19 protein-coding genes are annotated in these 22,082 nt (G+C 67.2%); 6 read left to right on the forward strand and 13 right to left on the reverse strand.

What is annotated here, in order from left to right; all coding sequences use genetic code 11:
• Positions 1–3: 3 nt before the first annotated feature.
• Positions 4–1,953 carry a pilus assembly protein TadG-related protein gene (locus N5D48_RS12465; RefSeq protein WP_279884547.1) on the forward strand — a complete coding sequence of 650 codons (1,950 nt, stop codon included), beginning with the start codon at positions 4–6 and terminating at the stop codon, positions 1,951–1,953.
• Here the strand turns inward: N5D48_RS12465 and N5D48_RS12470 are convergent.
• Both N5D48_RS12470 and N5D48_RS12475 read right to left on the reverse strand, forming a co-directional pair.
• Positions 1,938–4,568 (reverse strand): PAS domain-containing sensor histidine kinase, encoded by a 2,631-nt coding sequence (locus tag N5D48_RS12470; RefSeq protein WP_279884549.1) that lies wholly within the window; start codon positions 4,566–4,568, stop codon positions 1,938–1,940. The two genes, N5D48_RS12465 and N5D48_RS12470, sit on opposite strands and share 16 nt — an antisense overlap.
• On the reverse strand, positions 4,565–5,008 hold the full coding sequence (locus N5D48_RS12475; protein WP_279884552.1) for a TadE/TadG family type IV pilus assembly protein: 444 nt from the start codon (positions 5,006–5,008) through the stop codon (positions 4,565–4,567). Before N5D48_RS12475 ends, N5D48_RS12470 begins: the two co-directional genes overlap by 4 nt.
• A gap of 75 nt (positions 5,009–5,083) precedes the next feature.
• Here N5D48_RS12475 and N5D48_RS12480 point away from each other — a divergent pair, with 75 nt between their 5' ends.
• Positions 5,084–5,554 (forward strand): A24 family peptidase, encoded by a 471-nt coding sequence (locus N5D48_RS12480; protein ID WP_279884554.1) that lies wholly within the window; start codon positions 5,084–5,086, stop codon positions 5,552–5,554.
• A 119-nt stretch (positions 5,555–5,673) separates the two neighbouring features.
• The gene (locus N5D48_RS12485) at positions 5,674–6,450 is read left to right on the forward strand and encodes a response regulator transcription factor (protein WP_279884557.1); all 777 of its coding nucleotides are present in this window, start codon (positions 5,674–5,676) and stop codon (positions 6,448–6,450) included.
• Between the two features lie 172 nt (positions 6,451–6,622).
• Here the strand turns inward: N5D48_RS12485 and N5D48_RS12490 are convergent, their stop codons facing one another.
• The 8 genes from N5D48_RS12490 to cpaB are packed head-to-tail and all read right to left on the reverse strand — an operon-like array spanning position 6,623 to position 14,121.
• Positions 6,623–6,883 (reverse strand): DUF3613 domain-containing protein, encoded by a 261-nt coding sequence (locus N5D48_RS12490; RefSeq protein WP_279884559.1) that lies wholly within the window; start codon positions 6,881–6,883, stop codon positions 6,623–6,625.
• A 12-nt stretch (positions 6,884–6,895) separates the two neighbouring features.
• The gene (locus N5D48_RS12495; protein WP_279884561.1) at positions 6,896–7,597 is read right to left on the reverse strand and encodes a tetratricopeptide repeat protein; all 702 of its coding nucleotides are present in this window, start codon (positions 7,595–7,597) and stop codon (positions 6,896–6,898) included.
• A gap of 59 nt (positions 7,598–7,656) precedes the next feature.
• On the reverse strand, positions 7,657–8,544 hold the full coding sequence (locus tag N5D48_RS12500; RefSeq protein ID WP_279884563.1) for a type II secretion system F family protein: 888 nt from the start codon (positions 8,542–8,544) through the stop codon (positions 7,657–7,659).
• 2 nt (positions 8,545–8,546) lie between these two features.
• The gene (locus tag N5D48_RS12505) at positions 8,547–9,428 is read right to left on the reverse strand and encodes a type II secretion system F family protein (protein ID WP_279884565.1); all 882 of its coding nucleotides are present in this window, start codon (positions 9,426–9,428) and stop codon (positions 8,547–8,549) included.
• A complete protein-coding gene (locus N5D48_RS12510; protein ID WP_279884567.1) occupies positions 9,425–10,681 on the reverse strand; it encodes a CpaF family protein in 1,257 nt (418 codons plus the stop codon). The genes N5D48_RS12505 and N5D48_RS12510 overlap by 4 nt, the downstream gene beginning before the upstream one ends.
• Positions 10,678–11,868 carry a pilus assembly protein gene (locus N5D48_RS12515; protein ID WP_279884569.1) on the reverse strand — a complete coding sequence of 397 codons (1,191 nt, stop codon included), beginning with the start codon at positions 11,866–11,868 and terminating at the stop codon, positions 10,678–10,680. The genes N5D48_RS12510 and N5D48_RS12515 overlap by 4 nt, the downstream gene beginning before the upstream one ends.
• A complete protein-coding gene (locus tag N5D48_RS12520; RefSeq protein WP_279884571.1) occupies positions 11,865–13,163 on the reverse strand; it encodes a type II and III secretion system protein family protein in 1,299 nt (432 codons plus the stop codon). Before N5D48_RS12520 ends, N5D48_RS12515 begins: the two co-directional genes overlap by 4 nt.
• A gap of 10 nt (positions 13,164–13,173) precedes the next feature.
• Complete coding sequence (cpaB, locus tag N5D48_RS12525; RefSeq protein ID WP_279884573.1) at positions 13,174–14,121, reverse strand: Flp pilus assembly protein CpaB; 948 nt, start codon at positions 14,119–14,121, stop codon at positions 13,174–13,176.
• A 288-nt stretch (positions 14,122–14,409) separates the two neighbouring features.
• Between cpaB and N5D48_RS12530 the strand changes: the two genes are divergently transcribed.
• Both N5D48_RS12530 and N5D48_RS12535 read left to right on the forward strand, forming a co-directional pair.
• Positions 14,410–14,592, forward strand: coding sequence for a Flp family type IVb pilin (locus N5D48_RS12530; RefSeq protein WP_279884575.1), 183 nt, complete (start codon positions 14,410–14,412; stop codon positions 14,590–14,592).
• A 47-nt stretch (positions 14,593–14,639) separates the two neighbouring features.
• Positions 14,640–15,047, forward strand: coding sequence for a response regulator (locus tag N5D48_RS12535; RefSeq protein WP_279884577.1), 408 nt, complete (start codon positions 14,640–14,642; stop codon positions 15,045–15,047).
• Between the two features lie 192 nt (positions 15,048–15,239).
• Here the strand turns inward: N5D48_RS12535 and N5D48_RS12540 are convergent, their stop codons facing one another.
• The 3 genes from N5D48_RS12540 to pbpC all read right to left on the reverse strand — a co-directional run bounded on the left by N5D48_RS12540 (position 15,240) and on the right by pbpC (position 21,722).
• A complete protein-coding gene (locus N5D48_RS12540) occupies positions 15,240–16,910 on the reverse strand; it encodes a POTRA domain-containing protein (protein WP_279884579.1) in 1,671 nt (556 codons plus the stop codon).
• A gap of 91 nt (positions 16,911–17,001) precedes the next feature.
• Complete coding sequence (locus N5D48_RS12545) at positions 17,002–18,549, reverse strand: collagen-like triple helix repeat-containing protein (protein ID WP_279884581.1); 1,548 nt, start codon at positions 18,547–18,549, stop codon at positions 17,002–17,004.
• Between the two features lie 824 nt (positions 18,550–19,373).
• Entirely contained in the window at positions 19,374–21,722 is a 2,349-nt protein-coding gene (gene pbpC / locus N5D48_RS12550; protein ID WP_279884582.1) for a peptidoglycan glycosyltransferase PbpC, read from the reverse strand.
• A gap of 68 nt (positions 21,723–21,790) precedes the next feature.
• On the opposite strand from pbpC, the gene N5D48_RS12555 reads away from it, so the two are divergent.
• Positions 21,791–22,082: hypothetical protein (locus N5D48_RS12555; protein WP_110992927.1), on the forward strand; the 292-nt coding region annotated here is incomplete at its 3' end.

Genomic DNA, 22,082 nt, shown 5'->3' on the forward strand with positions numbered 1-22,082 from the left:
CCCGTGGTTTCCCGTTCCGCTGTGCGCCAACGCGGCGCGATCGGCCTGATGGCCGCGCTGACCATGGGCTTGGCCCTGGTGTTCATGCTCCTGGCGGTCGACAGCGGTCGCCTCTACCTCGAACAACGCAAGCTCCAGCGCATCGCCGACATGGCGGCGCTGGAAGCCGCGCAACACGGCGGCTCCTGCACCGGCAACGGTCCCCAGGCCGCCAGCCTGGCGCGCACGGCCGCAACCCGTAACGGCCACGCCCCGCTCAACCCCCTGAGCGCCAGCTGCGGCTACCTGCGCACCGGCAGCGACAACTTGCGCACCTTCATCGTCGACACCGCGCGCAGCGAGGCGATCAAGGTCGAAGTCAGCAATGTGGTGACCACCAGCGTTGCCGGCGGGGTATACGCCTTGGTCCAGGGCGGCGCGATCGCCCGCACCACCACCTTGCGCGCCAGCGCGGTGGCCGCGAGCCCCGGACCGGCCCAGGCGAGGCTGGCCATTCGCAGCACGCTGCTGAAGATTTCCTCGATGCAGGCCAACCTCCTCAACGCGCTGCTCAAGGCCCTGGGGGGCAGTACCCAGCTCAGCGTCCTGGGCTGGCAAGGTCTGGCCGACACCCAGCTCAACCTGCTCAGTTTCCTCGATGCGCTTGCCGTCGACCTGAAACTGGATGTGGGAGACTTCCAGCAACTGCTGAACCTGAACACCTCGGCGACCCAGTTGCTGAAGGTGGCGGCCAAGGTATTGCAGCAAAGCGGCGCCGCCGTCGAAGTGACCAGCAACCTGCTCAATATCGCGCTCGACCTGCCTGACCAGATGACCGTGGGCGAGCTGCTCAACCTCCAGACCGGAACCACGCGGGCCGGACTGGACGCCAACGTTCAACTCCTGCAGCTGATACAGACCATGCTCCAGGTCGCCACCGGCGAGCGTGGGGTGGATGCCGAACTGCCGATCTCGCTGCTTGGCCTGGTCAACGGGCGGGTGTATCTGCGGGTGGTCGAGCCACAGCAGTTCTCCTCGGTGGGCGATCCACGCACCGACCAACTGCGCATCCACACTGCCCAGACGCGCGTGCTGGTGTCGCTCGACCTACCCTTGCTCTCGGGCATCGCCGGGCTGCTCAACGCCGTGCTCGACCTGGCGGCACCGCTGACCAACGTGCTCAACAACCTGCTCAGCCTGAACCTGCTGGGCACCGTGCAATCGCTGACCTGCGCACTGGGCATTCCGTGCAAGGTCAGCGACATCAAGCTGCTCGACAGCAAGGTGCATATCGACATCGGCGTGGAAGTGGCCGAGGCCACCAGCCGTCTGCAACCGCCTCCTGCGCAGAACTACAGTTGCGCGCCCAAAGGCCTGAGCACGCTCACTCAGCGCTCGGCGGCCAAGATCGCGGTCGGCATGTTCGACTCGCCACAGGCATTTCTCAAGGACGGCACCACTAACGTCAAGGCGTTGCCGCTGATCGACATAGGCACCAATGTCTGCAGCCGCCTGCTGATCCTGCCGCCCTCCTGTGGAACCCGCGTGCCGTTTGCCGGCGGCGGGATCGGCCTGCGGATCGACACGCGGATACTGGGCAGCGGGCCGCTGGAAAAGAATCTGCTGTTCAACGGCGAGAACGAGCTTCCGGACATCAAGAAGGATCCGTACTTCAAGCCGATGGACAGCGACCAGGCGCAGGTGGTGGGCAGCCTCTCCGATACGCTGGGCGGGATTCACCTGGAGGCCTACCAACCGATCGGCAACAGTGGCCTCGGTCAAGTGCTGGTGCTCACCGCCGGGTTGCTGGACGGGGTGAGGAATATTCTCGAGCCGCTGATCAAGAACCTGCTGAGCCCCCTGGTCGATCCCTTGGTCAATGGCCTGCTCAAGGTGCTGGGCATCGACCTGGCGAGTGCCGAAGTCGGCGCCAACCTGAGCTGCACCAGCGGCAGTGCTCAACTGATGCTGTAAAGCGGCAGCTCGATCCTGAAACAGGCGCCCACATCGCTGTTGGCCACGCTCAGCCTGCCGCCCATACGGCTGACGATGCCATGGCTGACCGACAGCCCCAGCCCGGTGCCGACACCGGCTGGCTTGGTGGTGAAGAACGGCTCGAAGATGCGTTCGTGCAACAGTGGGTCGATCCCCCCAGCGTTGTCCTCCACCAGCAGGCACAGGCGCTCTTCCTGCAACAGCTGGCGGACCCTGATCCAAGGCTGTTTGCATCCTTTCTCGAGCAAGGCGTCGCGGGCGTTGACCATCAGGTTGATCAACACCTGCTCCACCTGATCCTGATGCCCCAGCACCTGTGGCTGCACCTCGGGCCGCTCCAGACACAGTTCGACGCCCTTGCCGCGCAGGCCTTCCTCCAGCAGCGCCCGGGCGCCCTCCACCGCGGCCCAGGCAGCGAAGCCCTCGCGCTCGAGCGGCGAGCGCCGGCCATACGCGCGCATATGATCCACCAGTCGGGCCGCCCGGACGATCTGGCCATCGATACGGCGCAGCTTCTCCTGCAGATAGGCCGGATCGGCGCTGCCGTTCTCCAGGCGCTTGAGGGTGTTGCCCACCGCCATCTGCATGACGTTGAGCGGCTGGCTGATCTCATGCACCAACCCCGTGGCCAGCTCGCCGAGGGTGGCCATCTTGGCGCCCTGCAGCAATTGCTGCTGGCTGCGCCGCAGGTCGGTGTTGTCACGCCCCACCGCCTGGACCTCCAGCAGCCGGCCGTCGGCGTCGAACAGTCCGCGATCGGCCCACACCCACCAGGCATGCTCGCGACCGGGCAGTTGCAGGCAGATCTCCGCGCTGCCTAGCGGCCGCTCCGGAGTCAGCGCCCGCAGGCGCTGGACGAATGCCTCGCGCTGGCTGTCCGACAGCCACTGGCCCAGGTCGGCGCCCTGCAACTGCTCGGGCGGGCGCCCCAGGTAATCGGCCAGTGGCCGGTTGGCGAAGAGCAACGTCAAGTCCGGGCGATAGCGACAGATCATCGCCGGCGAGTCCTCCACCAGCACGCGATAGCGCTCCTCGCTCTGGCGCATGCGCTCGGCCGCCTCGGTCGCCTCGCTGACATCCAGCCACAGGCCGACCACCTCCAGCGGCTGCCCCAGGTCGTCACGCAACAGGCGCGCTTCATCGTGCATCCAGTGGTAGCCGCCGAGGTGATCGCGCAGGCGATAGCGACAGCGTACCTGGCCCTCGCGCAGCAGGTTGCGCGTGCGTTCCAGCCACAACGGGCGATCGTCCGGGTGCACCGCCAGCCCCGGCTGGCGCGCCTGCTCGCCGTCGCTGGCCCAGCCAAGCAACGGCCCCAGGCTGGCGCTGAAGAAGTCGCTGTGCAGCGCCCCGTCGACATAGCGCTGCACATAGATCACCGCCGGCGAGCTGGCGATCAGGTTCTCCAGGCGGGCCCGCGCGGCGCCGGCCTGCTGCTCCTGTGCCTTGAGCGCACTGATGTCCAGCAGGAAGCCACGCAGCACGCCCGCCCGCCCCTGGCCGACCCAGTGGAACCAGCGCACGGCGCCCTGCGGGTCAGCATCCGGCAAACGTATGCTCAGGCTTAACGCATCCCCTTCGCGGGCCTGGCTCAAGGCCAGTTGCGCCGCCTCGCGGTCGGCCGGGTGCAGGCGTGCCAGCCATTGCCCCAGGCTTGCCTGGCACGGCAGGCCAAGTGCGCGGGCCAAGGCCGGCTCCAGGTGCAGGTCGCCATGCGCCGACCACTCCCACCAGCCGGCGCCGAGCTGACGCTGCAGGTCATCAAGGTGATGGGCCTGACGCTGCAACTGCTGGCGCCGATGACGGACCAACAGGGGTTCGGCCAAGGTGCGCGCCAACGCCATCGCGATGTCCTCCGGCGGGGCCTGCCGCGCCCCGGCGCACAGTATCCAGGCCTCGGCATCCAGGCCCAGGCGGTAAGGCACGAGGAACAACGACACACCGCCGCACAAGACCAGCAGCTCGGGGTCGTCGCGGACCTCGATCAACGTGTGGGCCGGCAGCGCGTCCAGCCAGCCTTGCAGGCGCTGGTCGTCTGGCCAGGGCCATGCCTCCTCGCTGCATGCGTAATGCCGCCAGCCGCCGGCCTCACGCAGCATCAGGCGCAGCGAGCTGGCTTGCCAATGCTCGGCAAGGGTTTGCAGCTGCTCAGCGGCGGTCTGTGCCAGACGCTCGCTACCGCATTCACGCAAGGCGTGACCGATTTCCCCGAGCAACGGCCGCTGGCGGTCCCAGCGTTGCTCGCGCAACAGGTCGCCGATATCGAACAGTTGCAGCATCCAGCCAGACGCCTGGCGCTGCAGCCAGCCACGGGTATGCAGCGCATGGCCCATGACCGTGTGGAAGTCCAGGTCCAGCGGCTGCCCCTGCCAGTCGGCCGGCTCGCCTTCGAGCACCAGCCAGCTATGCCGCTGCACGTAGTCGTGCACGCGGGCCTCAGGGCGGCTGGGCAATGCCAGCAAGGTGCGCAGCGGACCGGCCAGACGCAGCACCCGGGCCTGGTCATCGAGCCACAGTTGCAGCCCCACGGCGGGCAGTGTCTCGGGCGCGGCAACCGGCGCCGAACGCCAGCGATCGAACAGGCCGCCCGTCACAGTTGCAGGCTCGCCTGCGCCTGCAGGCGCTCGGGCAGCTTCGGCACATCACCGATCACCGGCAGCACCAGGGTTGGCAACACGCTCGTCAGTCGGCTGCGCGGGTAGTCGATGAGCACCGTCAGCACTTTGTCGCTGCCGACAGTGACCTTGGTGTCGGTGATCACGTTGAAGCCCAGCGCATCGGGCATCCACGACAGCTGCTGGCCGATCACCTGCCGAGCCAGCCCCTGGACGTCCAGCTCGTAGGTCTTGCTGGCCGGGTCAACCGCCACGCAGCGCCGCACCGCTTCACTGCTGGCCTGGTTGAACGACTGCAGCATGAGCATGGGCAAGGCATAGCTGACCAGCCCATAGAACACCGAGAAAAACACCATGAACACCACGACGAACTCGATGGCCACCGCGCCTTTTTGCTGTCCCGCCGGGCCTGCTTTCATGATCGCGTCTACCCTGACTGTGAGACCTGTCTGAAAGCATAGAACCGTTCAACGAATAGGGATGGCAATTTGCCAATGCAAAGCATTGTTCTCCTGATGTGGCTTGCCTTGTGCACCGAACAAGATGTCCGTGAACGGCAGATATCCAACACCCTCACCCTGGGTGCCGCCGCCTGTGCCTTGGCCTGGCTGTTCGCCACCGGGCGCAGCTGGATCGGCGCCGACGCCAGCGACGCCGGCTGGGCGCTGGCCATCGTCATGCTGCTCACCCTGCCCGGCTACATGCTCGGTCGCTTCGGCGCCGGCGACGTCAAGCTGATGGGCGCCCTGGCCCTGGCCACCAGCCCGCAGTATGTGCTGGGCACCTTCATCGGCGCTGGGGTCACCGTGCTCGCCTGGCTGCTCGGCCGCCGCCGGTTGTGGACGCTGCTCAATCCCAAGGTGAAGAAACGCCTGCAAGCGCTGGCCGAACAGGTCGGCGACAAGCAGCCCTTCGCCCCTTACGTGCTGGCCGGCTTCCTGCTGACAGCCGTATGGATCCAATAACCGACCGAATGGTCGAATACTGGAGCTGGACCGATGTACATAATTGCAAAGTGCGACTACTTTTCTAGCAGCCAGAGCGTCTGGCCCGGGAGCAGAGCCGATACAACAGGGAGTTGATCGTGAACAAGTCTGTCAGTGAGGTGAAAGTGCTGGTGGTCGACGACCAGCCAGTGATCGTCGAAGAGCTGTGCGAATTCCTCGAAAGCGAGGGCTACCGTTGCGTGCCCGCCCACTCCACCGGGCAGGCCATCGACTGCTACAAGGCCGACGAAGCAATCGGCCTGGTGCTGTGCGACCTGCACATGCCCGAGCGCGATGGCATCGAACTGGTGCGCACGCTCAAGCAGATGGCCGGACCGCAGCGCATGTTCGAGGCGATCATGCTGACCGGTCGCGCCGACAAACAAGACGTGATCCGCGCCCTGCGCGAGGGCTTCGCCGACTACTACCAGAAGCCCATGGACCTGGGCGAGCTGCTCGAAGGCGTGCGTCGCCAGGAACAGGCGCTGCAGGAACGGCGCCGCAACTTTCGCGAGCTGGGCAGCCTCAACCAGCGCCTGCAGGAACTGGCCGAGTCCATAGACGACCTGTACCAGGACCTGGAAAAGGCCCGTGGCCAGGGGACCCATCGCCGCGCCACCGATACCGAGGAAGGCGAGCCGGAGCTGCCAGCCGCGTTCGAAAAGCTGTCACCTCGGCAGTTGGAGGTCGCCAAGCTGGTGAGCAAGGGCAAGACCAACTACCAGATCGCCTGCGAACTGGGCATCACCGAGAACACCGTGAAGCTGTATGTGTCCCAGGTGCTACGCCTGACCCACATGCACAACCGCACGCAACTGGCGCTGGCATTGACCCCACGCTCTTCGCCGGTGCATCAGCGCTTCACCACCCATTGAAATGCCCGATCGCCGTGGGAGCAACTTCAGCCGCGAATACCGGCGTAGTCGGTGCCACGCACCGTGCGGCCTGCTTCGCGGGTGAACCCGCTCCCACAGGATCGTGCATGGTTTGCGACAAGCTCGGTCGTTGTGGGCGGTTTTAGCCACGCGCGAACACCGCGCTGGCGTCTCAGTTGTTCGATGAGTTGACCTTCGTCCAGCGATAGAAATCCGGAATCGCGTACTTGTAGCTGTCCAGCCAGCGCTGCATGGCCTGGTCACGCTCCTTGTCGGTCTGCACCTGACGCACGCGGGAGGCCTCGCGATTGCTTGCCTGCACCTGCAGCAGGGCTTCGGTGGCCGTCTCCGGACGCGGCTTGCGTGGCGGTTCCTCGGCCTGGGCCAGCAACGGTGCAATCACGCAGGCCAGGACCATCCAGTGCTTGAACATGATCACCTCCGATCAGTTGATGGCCGCGGCCGAGCTTTCGGTCGCCGCCAGCGGCCCCCGTCCACTGGCCCTGATGCGCTGTGCCCGGGCCTGGGCCTCGGCGAACTGCTCCGGCTTCAGACGCAGGCGATTCAGCAGATCCTCGGCCTGGGTCCAGTTGTCCTGCACCAGCGACAAGGTCACCAGGTTGACCGCCGGCAAGGGGTTGTCGTCCTTGAGCTCGATGGCGGTCAGGAACTCGAAGCGCGCCTGCTCGAAATGTCCCAGGTTCATCTGCACCACCCCCAGGTCGTTGCGCACCTTTTCGTCGGTGGGCGCCAGGCGCACCGCCCGTTGCAAGTTGCGCAGCGCCTGCGCGTCGTCGCCACGGGCCGAGGCCAGTTGCCCCAGGCCGTGCTCACCCTCGGCGGCCAGGCAGCCGCCGAGCAGGCTGCGATAGAGCGGCTCGGCCTCGCCACGCCCGAGCTGGCGCAACACCTTGGCCTTGCGCAGGCGTACCTGGTCGAGGGTCTCGGGTAACTGCTCCAGGTGCGCCAGCCCGGCATGCGGACGGCCTTCGCTGATCATCTGGTCGGCCATGTCCAGGCTCAGTTGCTGGTCGGCATCGGGCTTGCCGCAGCTGCTGCCGCCGAGCAGGCGGGCCAGGCCCTCAGGAGGCTGGCCGGCACAGCCGGTGAGCAGCAACAGACCGCTAAGCAGCAAGATCGTTTTCATTGTATTTCTCCCCCTCCAATGCACCCTCGTGCCGCTCCTGCAGTACCTGCGCTCCATGTTCATGACCCCAGGGCCCGCGCCAACGCGGAAAAGCCAGGCCCGGCCAGCACGATGAGCAAGGCCGGGAACAGGAACACCATCATCACCGCCGACATCTTCGCCGACATCTTCGACACCCGCTCCTGCAGGCCGGTCAGACGTCGGTCATCGAGCAGTTCCTTGAGCGCCAGCAGCGACTTCATCGAACCACTGCCCTGCGCCAGCAGCTGCTGAAGGATCACGCAGGTGTCGATGAACTCGTCCACCGCCAGCAGCCGCGCGGTTTTCTCCAGCTCCGGCCCCAGGGCAAGGCCCGAATCGACACGCTGCAGCACCAGGCGCAGTTCGTCACTGATGTTCGGCACCAGGCTGCGGCCCTCATGGGCCAGCACGCGCAAGGCCTGCTCCACCGCCAGCCCGGTTTCGAAGAGGATGCGCAGCAACGGAATCAGCAGGCTCACTTCCTGGGCGATCTTGCGCTGGCGCCGTGCCGCCGCCGCCGCCAGCAGACGCTTGGGCAGCAGATAGCCCGCGCCCAGCGCGCACAGCACCAGCACGCTCCAGTGCCCACGGTTTTCGGCCGGCAGGCCATGGGTCAGCAGCAACGCCGCCAGCACCGCCAATACCGGCAAGCCCAGCTGCATCGCGGCGAACAGCGCCCGTTGCCGGCTGCGTCGCCAGCCCAGTCTGTCGAGCAGCGCCTGTGTTTCACCGTCCAGGCGTTGCAGGCGCCGGCCCAGGGCACTGCTGCCCAACCATTGCAGCCAATCGCCCAGCCGCTCGTCCCGGGCCAGACGCCCCTGCAGGCGCCGCGCCACCCGCTGCCGAGCACGCAACTGGCGCGCGGCCTGCAGGGCCAGCAAGGCAAAGGCGGCGAACAGGCAAAAAGCACTGAGCAACAGGGCCATGCTCACAAACTCCTCATCATGCGCCACAGCACCAGGCACCCGACGACCTGCAGGGCGAAGGCGAACAACAGCAGCATCTGCCCATGGCTGTCGCGCCACATGGCCAGCAGGTAACCCGGGTTGGCGAGCAGGAAGTAACCGACCATGGCCAACGGCAGCGCGCCGAGGATCAGCGCCGTGATGCGCGTTTCGCCCGTCATGGCGCGCAACTGGCGGTCGCCCTGCTCGTGCTCGCGAATCAGCTTGATCAGGTTCTCCAGCAACTCGCTGGCGTTGCCACCATGACGCTGGTTGATGCGCAGGCCCAGGGCGAACATGCGCAGCTCGTCCTGGCGATACAGCTCGGCGAACTCGCTGACCGCGTCCTCCAGCGGCACGCCCAACTGCACGTTGCGACGCACCCGCAGCATGGCCGAACGCAGCGGTTCACGGGTGCTGTCGATACCACCGAGCACCGCCTCGTTGAGCGTGCGCCCGGCCTTGAGGCTGCGCACGCCGTAGTCGAGCAGGCCAGGCAATTGCTGGATGATCTGGCGCAGCCGGCGCCGGCTGCGCCAGCTCAGGTAGAAGTGCCCGAGCAGGGGCAACCCCAGACACGCCATCAGCGCCGCCACCCAGCCCCCCAGCAGCCCGGCCGCCAGCGTCAGTGCCAGCCAGGCCGCGAGCCAGGGCCTGGGGGCAAACTCGGCATGGGCCAGGCCCGCGCGCTGCAACAGCGGGTCAAGCCAATCGCGCCGGGCACTGCCCATACGCAACATATGAAAGGCACGCCCCAGACGCTGCAAGACGCGCTCCTCGCCACGCTTGTACAGGCCCAGGCGCCACAGCAACAGCGCCATGCCCAGGCACAACGGCGACAGCGCCAGCAGCAGCGGTCCCATCACAGCACCCCCTCGTGACGCAGCTTGCTGCCCGCAGGGTTCGGCGCCTCGCGCAGGAAGGCATCGCCATTGCGTCGATCGAGGCGGAACAAGGTGTTGGTGACATACACGTCGTCGCGTACCCCGACCACCTCCAGCACTTCGCTGACGCAACGCCGGCCATCGGCCAGGCGAGTCAGTTGGATCACCACGTCCAGCGCCGCGCAGATCATCTGCCGCAGGGTCTTCTCGGCGACCTGGCGCCCGGTCAGGCCGACCAGGGTCTCCAGGCGCAGTAGGGCGTCCTGGGCGGTGTTGGCGTGCACCGTGCTCATCGAACCGTCGTGGCCGGTGTTCATCGCGGTCATCACGTCGAGCACCTCGGCGCCGCGGATCTCGCCGAGGATGATGCGATCCGGGCGCATGCGCAGGGCATTGCGGATCAGCTCGCTGGCCTTGATCTCGCCATGGCCCTCGGCGTTCGGCGGACGGGTCTCCAGGCGCACCACATGCGGGTGGTGCAGTTGCAGCTCGGCGACATCCTCGATGGTCACCAGGCGCTCCTGGGGGGCGATCATCTGGCTGAGGATGTTCAGCAGCGTGGTCTTGCCGGTACCGGTGCCGCCGCTGACGAGGATATTGCAGCGCCGGCCCACGGCCCGTTCGAGAAAGTCGTAGATGGCCTGGTCGATGGCGCGGGTGGCCAGCAGGTCGGCGCTCTTGAGCATGTCCTGGCGGAACTTGCGAATCGACAGGCACGGCCCGTCCAGGGCCACGGGCGGGATGATCGCATTGACCCGGCTGCCGTCGGGCATGCGCGCATCGACCATCGGCGACGACTCGTCCAGGCGCCGCCCCAGGGGCGCGAGGATGCGCTGCATCACCCGCTCGACGTGGTGGGCATCGATGAAACGCAGGTCGGTCTGTTGCAGCAAGCCGCCACGCTCGACGAACACCCGGTACGGACCATTGACCAGGATCTCGGTGACGCTGGGGTCGCGCAGCAGCACCTCCAGCGGCCCATAGCCGGTCAGTTCGTCGACGATCTCCTCGCCCAGGCGCTCCATCTCGTAGCGCGACAGCGCCAGGCGCAGGCGCGCGACATAGTCGCCGACCTGCTCCAGGACGAACTGCGCCAGCGCCGGGCGCGCGCCTTCGAGCAGGTTGCGACCACTGTCCTCGATGGCGTCGATGACATGCCGGTGCAAGGCGCGCTTGAGCACCTGCGGATCGTTCGCCGCATGGCGCGGCCCGCCAAAGGGTTCTTCGTTGCTCATCGATTGCCCCACAGCCGGCGCAGCCAGGCATGGGCCGGCGGCGCGAGGTTTTCCGAGCGACGCGCCAGGCGCTCGCCGAGGCCGCGCAGGGCCTGGGTCAGGCTCTCGCGCGGGGCCAGCTCGAACAGGCTCAGGCCCTGGTTCTTGGCGTTCAGGCGCAACTCCGGGCTGTACGGCATGACGTTGAGCAGCGCCAGCCCATAGCGCTTGGCCAGGGCATCGGCATCCGGCGCCACATGACGCAGGTAGCGGTCCACCAAAAGGCTGGCGTGTTCGAGCTTGATGCCGCGGTCGCGCCATTGCTCGAGCACGTCCAGGTTGCGGCGGCAGTCGAGGATGTTCTGGTCGGTGTAGACGATCAGCTTGTCGCAGTGGCTGACGATGGTGCGCAACGCCTCGCTGTCGGCCTGCCCGGTGAGGTTCACGACGATGTGCTGGAAGTGCTGGCGCAAGGCGCCGAGCAGCATGTACAGCTCGGCGGCGCTGGTCTGCTCAAGGGCCTCATCGTTGTCGGCGTAGGCGAGAATGCGCAAGCCACCCTTGTCACGGGTGAAGGCGCTGTCGATCAGGGTCGCGTCGAGGCGGCGCAGGTGGCGCAGGGCATCGCCGAAATGGAACGAGGCCTCCAGCCCCAGCAAGGTCAGGCTGTCGCCACGCGGCAGGCCGAGATCGAGCAACAGCGTCTGCTGGCCGCTGTCCTGCACCACCCGCGCCAGGTGGGTGGTGAGCAACGCGCCATCGGCGCCGCGCTGGACCCCGAAGAGCACGGTGAGGCCTCCCAGGCTGGGGCTGCCGGCGACCGTCGGCAAGCGCTTGCCCAGGCGCCGCACCAGGCCGGCCACCTCGCTGGCCCGCGAGCCATAGGCGACGAAGTCGCGGGCGCCGGCGCGCATGGCGTGCAGCACCAGCTGGTTGTCCATGCCATCGCCCAGGGCGACGATGGCCAGCATCGGCTTGGCCTCCAGCAAGCCCTCGATCAGCGCGCACTGGCTGATCAGCTGCTCACGGTCCAGGCCGATGAACACCAGGTTGCTGAAAGTCATGTCGACCAGCGCCAGCAACTCGTCGAGGCCCGCGCTGCCGGCGCCGATCACCTGTCCCAGCGGTGCCAGGGCGCCTTGCAGCCAGTGCAGGTCCTCTTCGTTGCGGGTCAGGGCCAGGTAGGTCTGGTTCAGGCTTTCACTCATTGGGATAACCCGCCACGGCCATCGAAGTTGCCGTTTTCCATGAAGAACAGGCGGCCCCAGCTAGGGTCGTAGGTACGCAGCCCCTCGCCCGGCAGCTCCGGCAGGCGCGCGTTGGCGGCCAGCGGCTGGACCAGGTGCGGAGTGACGATCATCAGCAGTTCGGTCTCCTCGCGATTGAGCGCCGACTGACGGAAGAACGCGCCGATGATCGGCAGGTTGCCCAGGCCCGGCATCTTGTCCACGCTCGAGCGCACATTGCTGCTGATCAGGCCGCTGATGATGAAGCTTTCGCCGTCGGCCAGGGAAATACTGGTGTCGGTGCGCCTCACGCTCAGGCCGGGCACCTGGGTACCGGCGATGGTCACCGCGTTGTTGTAGTCGAGCTCGCTGACTTCCGGGGCCACCTTCAACGTGATGCGGTTGCGGCTGACCACGGTGGGGGTCAGGGCCAGGCGCACACCGAACTCCTTGTACTCGATCGACACGTTGTCGCTGCCGCTGCTGGGTACCGGGATGGGAATCTCGCCGCCGGCCAGGAAGCTCGCGGTCAGGCCGCTCAGCACCGTGAGGCTGGGACGCGCCAGGGTGTAGGCGAAACCGCTGTTCTCCAGGGCATTGATCATCGCCAGGAAACGGCTGCTGCCACCACCCCAGACGATGTTGAAGACATCGTTGTCGAGCGGGATGCCAGGCTTCACATTGATGTAGTTGCCTGGGTTCGCGCTGTCGGCCACGCTGGGCACATGGCCTGGGCGCACCACCGTGTTGGGCACGGTGTTGGGCGAGCCGATCAGGGTGTTGTTCGAGCCCTTGAAGAACAGGCGCGCCCCGGCCTCCTTGTACTTGAGGCGGCGCACCTCGACGAAGCGAATGTCGGCCTGCACCTGCACCGGCAGGTCTTCCTGCGCCGACGGCAGCTGCGCCGTCTCGGCCATGTCGGCGCTGGCGCGGCCCTTGACGAAGAGCATGGCCCGGTGCGGCTGCGCGGCGCAGTCGGTCCACAGCATCAGGCTGGTGTTGCCCTGCGCCACCGCCGTCAGCAGCACCGCGCGCTCGCCACTGGGCTGCACATCGGCCACCTTGGGTTCGCCTACCGCCGCCCGGGTGATGGTCACCGGCAGGCGCAGTTCCTGCTGCAGGCCCTGGTCCATCTCGATCACCGACGGCAGCTGGGCGAACGCCGCGCAGCCCTTGGCCGCGGCCTGTGACGGCCAAGGCACGACCAGCCCCAGCAGACACGAGGCCAGCAGCGCACCACGTAGAGAAGCATGCAAAGAACGACGCATGGATTGCATCCTTGCCGGGTCAGGGGGTCTTGTTGGTGTCGCTGTTCTGGGCGCCACGAATGATCTGCATGGCTGGCGCGCCTGCGGCGGCCGCCGCCGTCTGGCTGGCCAGCGGCACCTGCGACAGCTGGCTGAAGCGATAGAGGCTGCGGTTGGCCGAGTCCAGCTGCGCACTGGCGTCCTTGCCGGACCAGTAGGCCGCCAGCAATTGCTCGTCGGCACTGCGCACCGCCAGGCGCAAGGTCCCGGCCTGGGCCGCCAGCATCAACCGGCTGGCCAGGGTCTCGGGCACGGCCAGGCCGACGGTACGGGTGACATTGCTGTTGAGGGCCTGCTGATCGCGGCGTGCCTTCTGCTCCTCGGCGGTCTGCGCCGGACGACCATCGTTGCCAAGGCCGGTCTGCTGGTCGACGCTGAGCACGCGCAACGCCGGCAGCACCACCTGGGCCGAAGACTGCGGATTGTTGTTCTCCTCACGCAGGAACAGCAGCACATCGACGTAGTCACCTGGCCGCAGTTGCCCGCCCGCGCCGATCACATCGTCGACCGCCACCGCCACGGCCCGCTCGTGGCGGCGGATCATGCGAGCCAGCGGGCCACCGGCCTGGAAGCTCGACTCGTCCAGCCAGCTTCCCGCCGCCAGGGGCCGCGCACTGCTGCGCCCAAGCACCTGGTCGAGCTGCTGGAACGCCCCGGCAGGCACGACCTGCAGGCGCTCCACGAGCACATCGTCTTCACTCAACGGGGTATTGGCAGGTACCGCCCGGCGCAGCACCACGATGGGGAAACGCGCGGGTTCCGGGGGCGCCACCGGCACGGGCGCGGTGGGCACCACGGCCTCGGCGGGGGCAGTTGGAGGCGGCGCTGGCAACTCCGCCGGGCGGCTCAGGCGCAGGCCCCAGTAACCGGCCAACAACGCCGCCAGCAGAAACAGAGCGGCAAGGATCATGGTCAAGCGACTGCTCATTTGCGCCCTCCCCGTGCCTTGGACCGATGATGGCAAAAAGTAACTATTTCGCTATTGGACGGTAGTTGAGACGGGTTCTTTCGCCATTAACTGCGCTGTTTTTTTTGAGCCATGAAATTGACGCTTCGTTAAAACAAAAGCTTACAAGTGCTAATCAAAATCAACACTTTAGGATTAATACCTTCTTACATTTGCAGGCCGCCATGGCTTGACGATGCTCTGATGGCAAAGGGGTATCACTTATCAAGCCCCGTCTACCGGCGCCCTACGAGCGCAAGGAGAAGTGCCATGTCGCTGCAACAGATCATTTTCCACGTGAAAACCTTCTTCCTGCGCAAGGATGGCGCCTCCGGCATCGAGTACGCGGTGATCGCGGCCATGGTGGCGGTGGTGCTGGCCGGCTTCGTCACGCCGATCTCGACTGAGGTGACCGACATCATGAACAAGATCAAGACCGCGATTACCCAGTGATCCCTCCATGCCTGCATGACGTGTAGTCCCACAACCAGGAGCCGACCATGCCGACCTCTTCCTTGCGTCAACAGATTCTGCTGGTGGACGACGAGGAAGAGGCCCTGCTGGAACTGGCGGAGTTGCTGGAGAACGAAGGGTTCTGTTGCCACACCGCCACTTCGGTGCGGGCGGCCCTGCAGTTGTTGACCCGCTACCCCGACGTCGCCCTGGTGATCACCGACCTGCGCATGCCCGAGGAGAGCGGGCTGGGTCTGGTCCGGCGCCTGCGCGAGCACACCGCGCGCCAGCACCTGCCGGTGATCGTCATGTCCGGGCACGCCGACATGGACGATGTCAGCGACCTGCTGCGCTTGCAGGTGCTCGATCTGTTCCGCAAGCCGATCTACCACGCCCGCCTGCTCGAGACGCTGGAGAACCTGTTTCCCAAGCCGTTGATGCAGGCAGTGAAATAGCGACGCAATAACCTCAAGCCTTGCGCCCCCCCTGTAGGAGCGACCTTGCCGAGGCGTCGGACCGGTCGGAAAGGGCCGCAAAGCGGCCCCTCGATTTCAGCAGCGCCGCGACAATAGCTGGGGCTGCTGCGCAGCCCTTTCCGACCGGTCCGACGCCTCGGCAAGGCCGCTCCTACAACGAGGTGCGTCTCCCTACAACTGATAACTGAAACTCAGGTTCAGCCGCGGCCTGCGGTTGAAGCTGTCCAGGGCGATGTCCGACATCGGCTTGGCGACATCGACCGCGATGTTGTAGTAGCGCATATCGCCAAACCGCAGCCCCAGCGCCGCCGATGACATCTTGCTGTCCCTCACGTCCAGCTCGTTGAACCACGCCCGCGCCGTGTCGAGCGCCACATAAGGCTGCACAACCTTGAGCCAGCCGTCGTCGCGCCGGAAGCTGTAGTTGAGCTCGTACGCCAGCCCCCAGCCCTTGTCCCCCGAACCCTGGTCGCTGGGATAGCCGCGCCCGAAATTCTGCCCGCCGAACACCGCACGCTCGCTGTCGGGCAGGCTGTCGTTACTCCAGTAGGCCGCCGCCGAGGCCACGCCCTGCCAGTTGTCGGTGAAGTTGTCGCTCTGCACGCCCGAAACCCGCAGGCGCAGAAAGTCCAGGTCGTAGTCGGCATTGGTGTTCGCCCCCAGGCGGTCGAGGCCCTGGTAGACACCCGCGCTGAGGATGCGCAGGCGCCGCGCCTCGGCCTTGCGCCAGTCCCCCTCGAAGGACAGCGCGCGAATGTCGGTACGGCTGTCCAGTCGCAGTGGATAGCCGACCACCTGGTAGTCGATGCGATCGTTGACCACGTAGAAACGCCCGACCACCTCCAGCCATTCGCTGGGCGAGGCGATCAGCGACTGGCTGATGCCCACCGAGTAGCGTTCGTTCTCACGGTGCTGGGTCAGGTCGATACCGTTGTCCAGGCGGATGCGCGCCTTGGGGTCGCTGCGGTAGCGCGAGGCTGACAACAGCAACTGCGAGCCCTCGGCGTCGAGGAACTGGCTGTAGTCGAGGCGGTAGTAGTGCTCCTCGTCCTCGCCGGGCGGCACCAGCACGCTGGCGCTCAGTTGCTCGGCGAAACGGGTCTGGGCATTGCTGCTGGCGCCCAGCAATGCCTGCAGATCATCGCGGCTGCCATCGTTCAGGCTCAGGGTCGTGGTGAAGGGCTTGCGCGAGACTTGGGCAATCAGCCGCGTCGCGCCGTCGGTGGTGCCCGGCGGCGGCACCTGGGCCTGGAAGGTCACCCCGGGGATGCGCCCGGCCAGGCTGGTGTAGCGCTCGAAGCGCTCGCGGGTCAGCGGGCGCTCGGCCTTGAGCCGGTCCATCAGGCGCTCCAGGTAGGCCCGCGCCGAACCGATATCGCCCTCGATCCGGTAGTCGTGGATATAGCCCTCCACCAGCACCACCCGCACCCGGCCATCGGCGAAGTCCTGAGGCGGCAGGTAGGCGTACGAGAGCAGGTAGCCGTCTTGCTGGTAGCGCTGGGTGAGGCGGCGGGTGACCTCGATCAGCTCGGCCAGCGTCACCTCGCGCCCGATCACCGGCTGGAAGTGCTCGCGCAAGTCAGCCAGGGGGTAGACGGTGCCGCCCTCGAAGCGCACCTTGCGCACCGCCACCCGGGTGCTCATCAGCAACGGTGGTTGGCGCGTGGCGTCCACGGTGGGCACCCGCAGGCCCGGCGGACCTGGGCGATAGGCGTCCACTGGCAGGTTCGGCGTGGGCAGACGGCGCTCGGTCTCGTTGCTGTTGAGGAAACTCGGCAGGGGCTCGGCCCGAACCAGGCAGGCGCCGGACAGCGCCAGCAGCGTCACCAGCAATCGGCGCATTTGGACACTCCATGATCCACGGGTGGCTGGGTGACCGACCGGCGCACGGCGCGCCAGTCGGTCTCGCTCACCTTGAGCGTAGCCCGTCGCCTCAGCGCTGCCCGCCTGCCAGGGCACCCGTCACGCCACTCAGCGCGCCGCCGAGGCCGGCGCCCTGCGCGCCACTGGCATTGACCAGGGAGCCGGCCTGGCTGACCGTCCCGCCGACCGCGTTGACCGTGGCGCCAAGCTGGCTGACCACCGGGTTGGCCGTGGCGCCGCCCAGTTGCGCGCCGGCCGTGGCCACCGCGCCACCGACCTGGTTCAACAACCCGGCCACCGGCGCCCCCGCGCCCGTGCTGGCGCCGACCTGCTGGGTCACGCTGGACACACCGGCGACCACCGGGTTGAGCCCGCTGCCCACCTGCTGGGTCAGCGCCGCGACAGGCGTGCCTGCCGCCGTGTTGGTCACCCCGTTGCCGCCAAGCACCGGACCCAGGCTGGCAACAGTGTTGCCCGCCTGCACCGCGCTGGCGCCGATACCACTCACGGTCGGGCTGCCGCTGCTCGAGGCCAGGCCGCCGCCGACACCGGCGACCACGCCGCCCGCGGTTTCCAGCAAGCCGCTGCGTGGCCCACCGGTGACAGGCGCCAGCCCGCTGGCGGTGCTCACGGCGGAGCCGGCATTGGCGACCGTCTGCCCGAGCGTGGACCCCAATGGATTGCCCGTGCCGGCCAGTTGCTGACCGGCCTGGTTCAAGGCACTGCCGGTCTGGTTCAGCGTCTGGTTGAGCGGGCTGGCGAGCCCGGTCTGCCGAGAGACGTTGGCCGTGGTGTTTTCCACCAGCGAGACCACCGGCACCAAGGCATCGCTCGCGCCTTGGGTCGCCCCGGCCAGCGGGCCGCTGGTGCCGATCGGCGAGAGCGTGTTGCCGAGCATGGTCACGGCCTGGCCGACCCGATCGACGCCCTGCCCGGCCCCGGCGACCAGCTGGTTGACCACCGGCACCTGTTCGACCGGGCCATTGCTGGCCAGCCCGGTCACGCCCTGGCCCAGGCCGGAGACACCGGTGCCCAGGTCGGCGGTGGCCGCGCCGACCACGCCGACGGTGGTGCCCAGCGCATTGTTGCCGGTGCCAAGCTGCCCCAGCCCATCGCTCAGGCCGCTGCCGACAGTGTTCACCGCGTCACCGGTGGAGGACACCAGCGCGCCCACGCCGCCGGTGAGCGATGTATCGCCGGCGATGGGCAGCGAGCCGATCGCCTGGCCGAGATTGCTCACCCCGCCACCGACGCCGGATACCGTGTTACCCAACTGATCGACCACTTGGCCAGTGACCAGGGTGCTGGGCGTCGTGCCGCCACCCGTGCCGCCATCGCCGCCACCGGGCGTGGTGCCGCCGCCTGTACCTCCACCGCCAGTGCCGCCACCGGTACCCGCACTGCCATCGCCCGGCGTGGAGCCACCGCCCGTACCGCCAGTGCCACCTGTGCCTCCGGTTCCGTCCGAGCCTCCGGCACCCGCGCCGGCACTACCACCGGCCGAGGAGCCGTCGACCTCGCTGTGATGTCCGCCACCGCCGCTGCTGCAACCGGCAAGGCCCAGGGACATGATCATCGTCAGCGCCGTTGCTGTCTTGACCCACGCTTGAGTGTTCATGGAAAGACTCCCGCTGCTGGTTATTGTGCTTGCAACCAGAAGTGAAAGCCGAGGGGGGCGAGACGGGTAGATTACAACTTGGTGTTAGTACCTGTGGGAGAGGGCTGTGACCGATGATAAGTCCATGAGTTTATGATGATTTTGCTTAATCGATAACGTGAAGTTCCGAAAGGAATATTCATAAATTATTAGTACGGGTGGCTGACAGAATGCTGGGGCCGCTGCGCGCCCCTTTCGCGACACAAGGCCGCTCCTACAGGGGAACGCGATCGTCTGTAGGAGCGGCCTTGTGTCGCGAAAGGGCTGCAAAGCAGCCCCAGCAACCTCGAACAGATCGCCGATTTATATGACTTTTCCCATTCCATGTAGTCCATCTCCCAAACATACTCCCAAGCCCTTTCAAGCCATTGCGGTGCTCTGGGTTGGCCTCTAGTCTCGGGCAGTCGCTGCAATCAGCGACCGGCTTTGACAGGCCGACTCAAATACGCACGCATGGCTATTCCGCAATGGCGGCTGTGCGTGGGGCATCTTCGGGTGCGCCGGGTTTCCTCTTTTTGACCGGTCTGTCAACCCACGTACAGCTGCCACCCTTTGTTTGACAGCGAACGGTGATGGTTCCATCTCAAATTGAGGATTCATCATGCTGAAGATTATCCCCGATCCACCCCACAACCCTCACTCCCTCGCAGATGCCAGCTCGGGCCCTTTCGCGGGTAAACCCGCTCCCACAGGTATGGCGCAGGCCTCGAGGCATAGGTGAACCTGTGGGAGCGGGTTTACCCGCGAAGCAGGCGCCTCGGCGTTCGAGAGCGTGCGAGCTCGACTCACTCGCTGACCTGAAACGCCACCCGTGCTGTCTCGCCGCTTTCATCCAGCGCGCTCAACTCGATGCTGCCGGCCTGTTCGAAACGTACCGGCAGACTGTCCTGGCCCTGGGTTTCGCCCAGCGGCTGGCCATTGAGGAACCACCAGCGTCGCCCCGCGCCGCCCAGGGCCGACACCCGCAGCTGCAAAGGCTCGTGGCTGGTGGCCGGGCGGCGCAGGTTGTCGCCGGCGCGCACGCCGACGATCGACAGCGGCGGCGCGCTGGCCACCAGCTGTGGCGGGCAGGCCGGATCCACCGCGGGCAGCCGCGCAGCACGGCGCTCGGCCCGTGGCAGCCAGGGTTCCAGCGGGGCCGGCCACAAGGCGACATCGTGGGCCTTGGCCCCGGGGCACCCGGCATCGACACGCAGCCCCTGGTCGTTGAGCCACGCCGTCTCGCGCAAACCCAGCCCTAGAGGCTGGTCGGCCGCCAGCAAGGTCGGCGGGGTGGTGCCGTCCAGGGTCCAGGCGAAACGCTGGCGGCGGCAGTTGGCGTCCTGGCGGTTCATCGGCTGGCCCAACGGCCAACAGATCGCCGCCACACCCACCGACGCCGGTACCGGCTCGACCGGCACCTCGATGCCGCGCTGGCTGTCGCGATTGCTCAACAGGTCGTGCACCTGCAGCATCAGCGGCGCCGCCGAGGCCAGGCCGAACTGGCCCGGCACCGGGGTGCCATCGGGGCGGCCGATCCACACGCCGATCAGGTAGCGCGGGCCAACCCCCACCGACCAGGCATCGCGAAAGCCGTAGCTGGTACCGGTCTTCCACGCCAGCTGCGGGCGCTGCACCAGTTCAGCGTGGGGGTCGCGGTCCGGGCGGGCCAGGCCGCTGAGAATGCGCCGGGTGATCCACGCCGAGCCCGGCGACAGCAGGCGGCGCTCCACCAGCGGGTCCTGGGGCTGCAGGCGAATCTTCGCGCTGTTGCCGCCACGACCGAACGCCGCATAACCACCGACCAGGTCCTCCAGCCGGCTGCCCGCGCCGCCGAGGATCAACGACAGGTTCGGCTCGGCCAGCGGCGGCAGCACCAGCGGCATGCCACCCATGCGCATCTGCGCGGCGAAGCGTTTCGGGCCATAGGCCTCGAGCAATTGCACCGCCGGCAGGTTGAGCGACAGCGCCAGCGCCGAGCTGGCCGACACCGGGCCGCTGAAGCCCATGGAGAAGTTGCCGGGGCGGTAGTCGCCATAGCGCCGGGGCACATCCTGCAGCAGCGATTCGGAGTGGATCAGGCCGTCGTCCATGGCCATGGCGTAGAGGAACGGCTTGAGGGTAGAGCCGGGCGAGCGCAGGGCGTGGATCATGTCCACGTGGCCGAAGCGGCGCTCGTCGCCCAGGTCGATGGAGCCGAGATAGGCGCGCACCGCCATGCTCTGGGTCTCCACCACCAGCAGCGCCGCTGAGGTGCGTTCGGGCAGGCGGGCACGCCAGCCCATCAGCAGGTCTTCGAGGCGCCGTTGCAGGGCGGCGTCTAGGGTGGTGCGGATCAGCGGTGGGCTGCCTGGCGTGTTCAGCCGCCGCGCCAGCAAGGGCGCCAGCGCCGGCTCCTGGCGTGGCGCCAGCAGCAGCGGCTCTTCGCGGGCCTCGTCAATGCGCTGGGCCGGCCACACCTGGTACTCGGCCAGGCGCTGCAGGACCTTGTCCCGAGCCCGCTGGGCACGCTCGGGATGACGGTCCGGGCGCAGGCGGCTCGGCGCCTGGGGCAGCACGGCGAGCAGCGCGGCCTCGGCGGGGGTCAGGTGCTTCGGCGACTTGCCCAGGTAGGCCCAACTGGCCGCGGCCACGCCCTGCAAGGTGCCGCCGAACGGCGCCCGGTTGAGATACAGCTGCAGGATCTCGGCCTTGGACAGGTGCCACTCCAGCTGCGCCGTACGCCACAGCTGGCGCAGCTTGCCGGCCAGGGTACGGTCGTGCGGGTCGAGCAGTCGCGCCACCTGCATCGACAGGGTACTGCCGCCAGACACCACCCGTCCCCCGCGCAGGTTGAGCCACGCTGCCCGGACCAGGGCCATGGGGTTCACGCCCGGATGCTGATAGAACCAGCGGTCCTCGTAGGCGAGCAAGGCTTCGAGGTAGAGCGGCGAAACCTCGTCCGGACTGACCGGGTAGCGCCACACGCCGTCGGCGTCGGCGAAGCGCCACAGCGGCGTGCCGTCCTCGGCTAGCACCACCCGCGCCAGATCGTCGCCCGGCATGGGCAATGGCCAGATCCGGTCGGCCAGCCACAGCAGGGCCAGGATCGCCGTCATGGTGATGGCGGTACGCCGCAGCAGCTTGAACAGACGCGGGCGCGCTAAGCTTGGCATCGGGAACCGACCGGGCCGGAGCATGGCCAAAGGCTGGGAATCGCCGATTCGTTGATCAGGAAGCGACTATGCATGTAGAAGGTTTTTTCGAGTGGCTGGGCCAGGTACTGGGTTCGGTGATCCGTTTCATCGTCGACGGCCTGGGCGGGTTGTTCAACCTGCTGGCCAACGCCGGTGGCAATTTCATCGATGGCCTGGCGCGCACGCTGGGCATGGATACCTCGCTGGTCAGCATCCTGGCGCTGATCGTTGGCCTGATGTTGCTGTACTCGGCGGTGCGCGCGTTCATGCGGGCGTCGATCATCCTCGGGATCATCTGGGCGTTGCTGGGGTTGTGGGTGTTGAGTTGGGTGGTGCACT

The organism is Pseudomonas sp. GD03858, from assembly GCF_029840925.1.
Lineage (GTDB): Bacteria > Pseudomonadota > Gammaproteobacteria > Pseudomonadales > Pseudomonadaceae > Aquipseudomonas.

Coding starts and splice junctions, on each gene's coding strand:
- pbpC (WP_279884582.1), bottom strand. CDS start 21,722: ATGCCAAGCTTAGCGCGCCCGCGTCTGTTCAAGCTGCTGCGGCGTACC.
- N5D48_RS12490 (WP_279884559.1), bottom strand. CDS start 6,883: ATGTTCAAGCACTGGATGGTCCTGGCCTGCGTGATTGCACCGTTGCTG.
- N5D48_RS12540 (WP_279884579.1), bottom strand. CDS start 16,910: ATGCGCCGATTGCTGGTGACGCTGCTGGCGCTGTCCGGCGCCTGCCTG.
- cpaB (WP_279884573.1), bottom strand. CDS start 14,121: ATGAGCAGTCGCTTGACCATGATCCTTGCCGCTCTGTTTCTGCTGGCG.
- N5D48_RS12480 (WP_279884554.1), top strand. CDS start 5,084: ATGCAAAGCATTGTTCTCCTGATGTGGCTTGCCTTGTGCACCGAACAA.
- N5D48_RS12475 (WP_279884552.1), bottom strand. CDS start 5,008: ATGAAAGCAGGCCCGGCGGGACAGCAAAAAGGCGCGGTGGCCATCGAG.
- N5D48_RS12520 (WP_279884571.1), bottom strand. CDS start 13,163: ATGCAATCCATGCGTCGTTCTTTGCATGCTTCTCTACGTGGTGCGCTG.
- N5D48_RS12495 (WP_279884561.1), bottom strand. CDS start 7,597: ATGAAAACGATCTTGCTGCTTAGCGGTCTGTTGCTGCTCACCGGCTGT.
- N5D48_RS12530 (WP_279884575.1), top strand. CDS start 14,410: ATGTCGCTGCAACAGATCATTTTCCACGTGAAAACCTTCTTCCTGCGC.
- N5D48_RS12510 (WP_279884567.1), bottom strand. CDS start 10,681: ATGAGCAACGAAGAACCCTTTGGCGGGCCGCGCCATGCGGCGAACGAT.
- N5D48_RS12500 (WP_279884563.1), bottom strand. CDS start 8,544: ATGGCCCTGTTGCTCAGTGCTTTTTGCCTGTTCGCCGCCTTTGCCTTG.
- N5D48_RS12545 (WP_279884581.1), bottom strand. CDS start 18,549: ATGAACACTCAAGCGTGGGTCAAGACAGCAACGGCGCTGACGATGATC.
- N5D48_RS12535 (WP_279884577.1), top strand. CDS start 14,640: ATGCCGACCTCTTCCTTGCGTCAACAGATTCTGCTGGTGGACGACGAG.
- N5D48_RS12515 (WP_279884569.1), bottom strand. CDS start 11,868: ATGAGTGAAAGCCTGAACCAGACCTACCTGGCCCTGACCCGCAACGAA.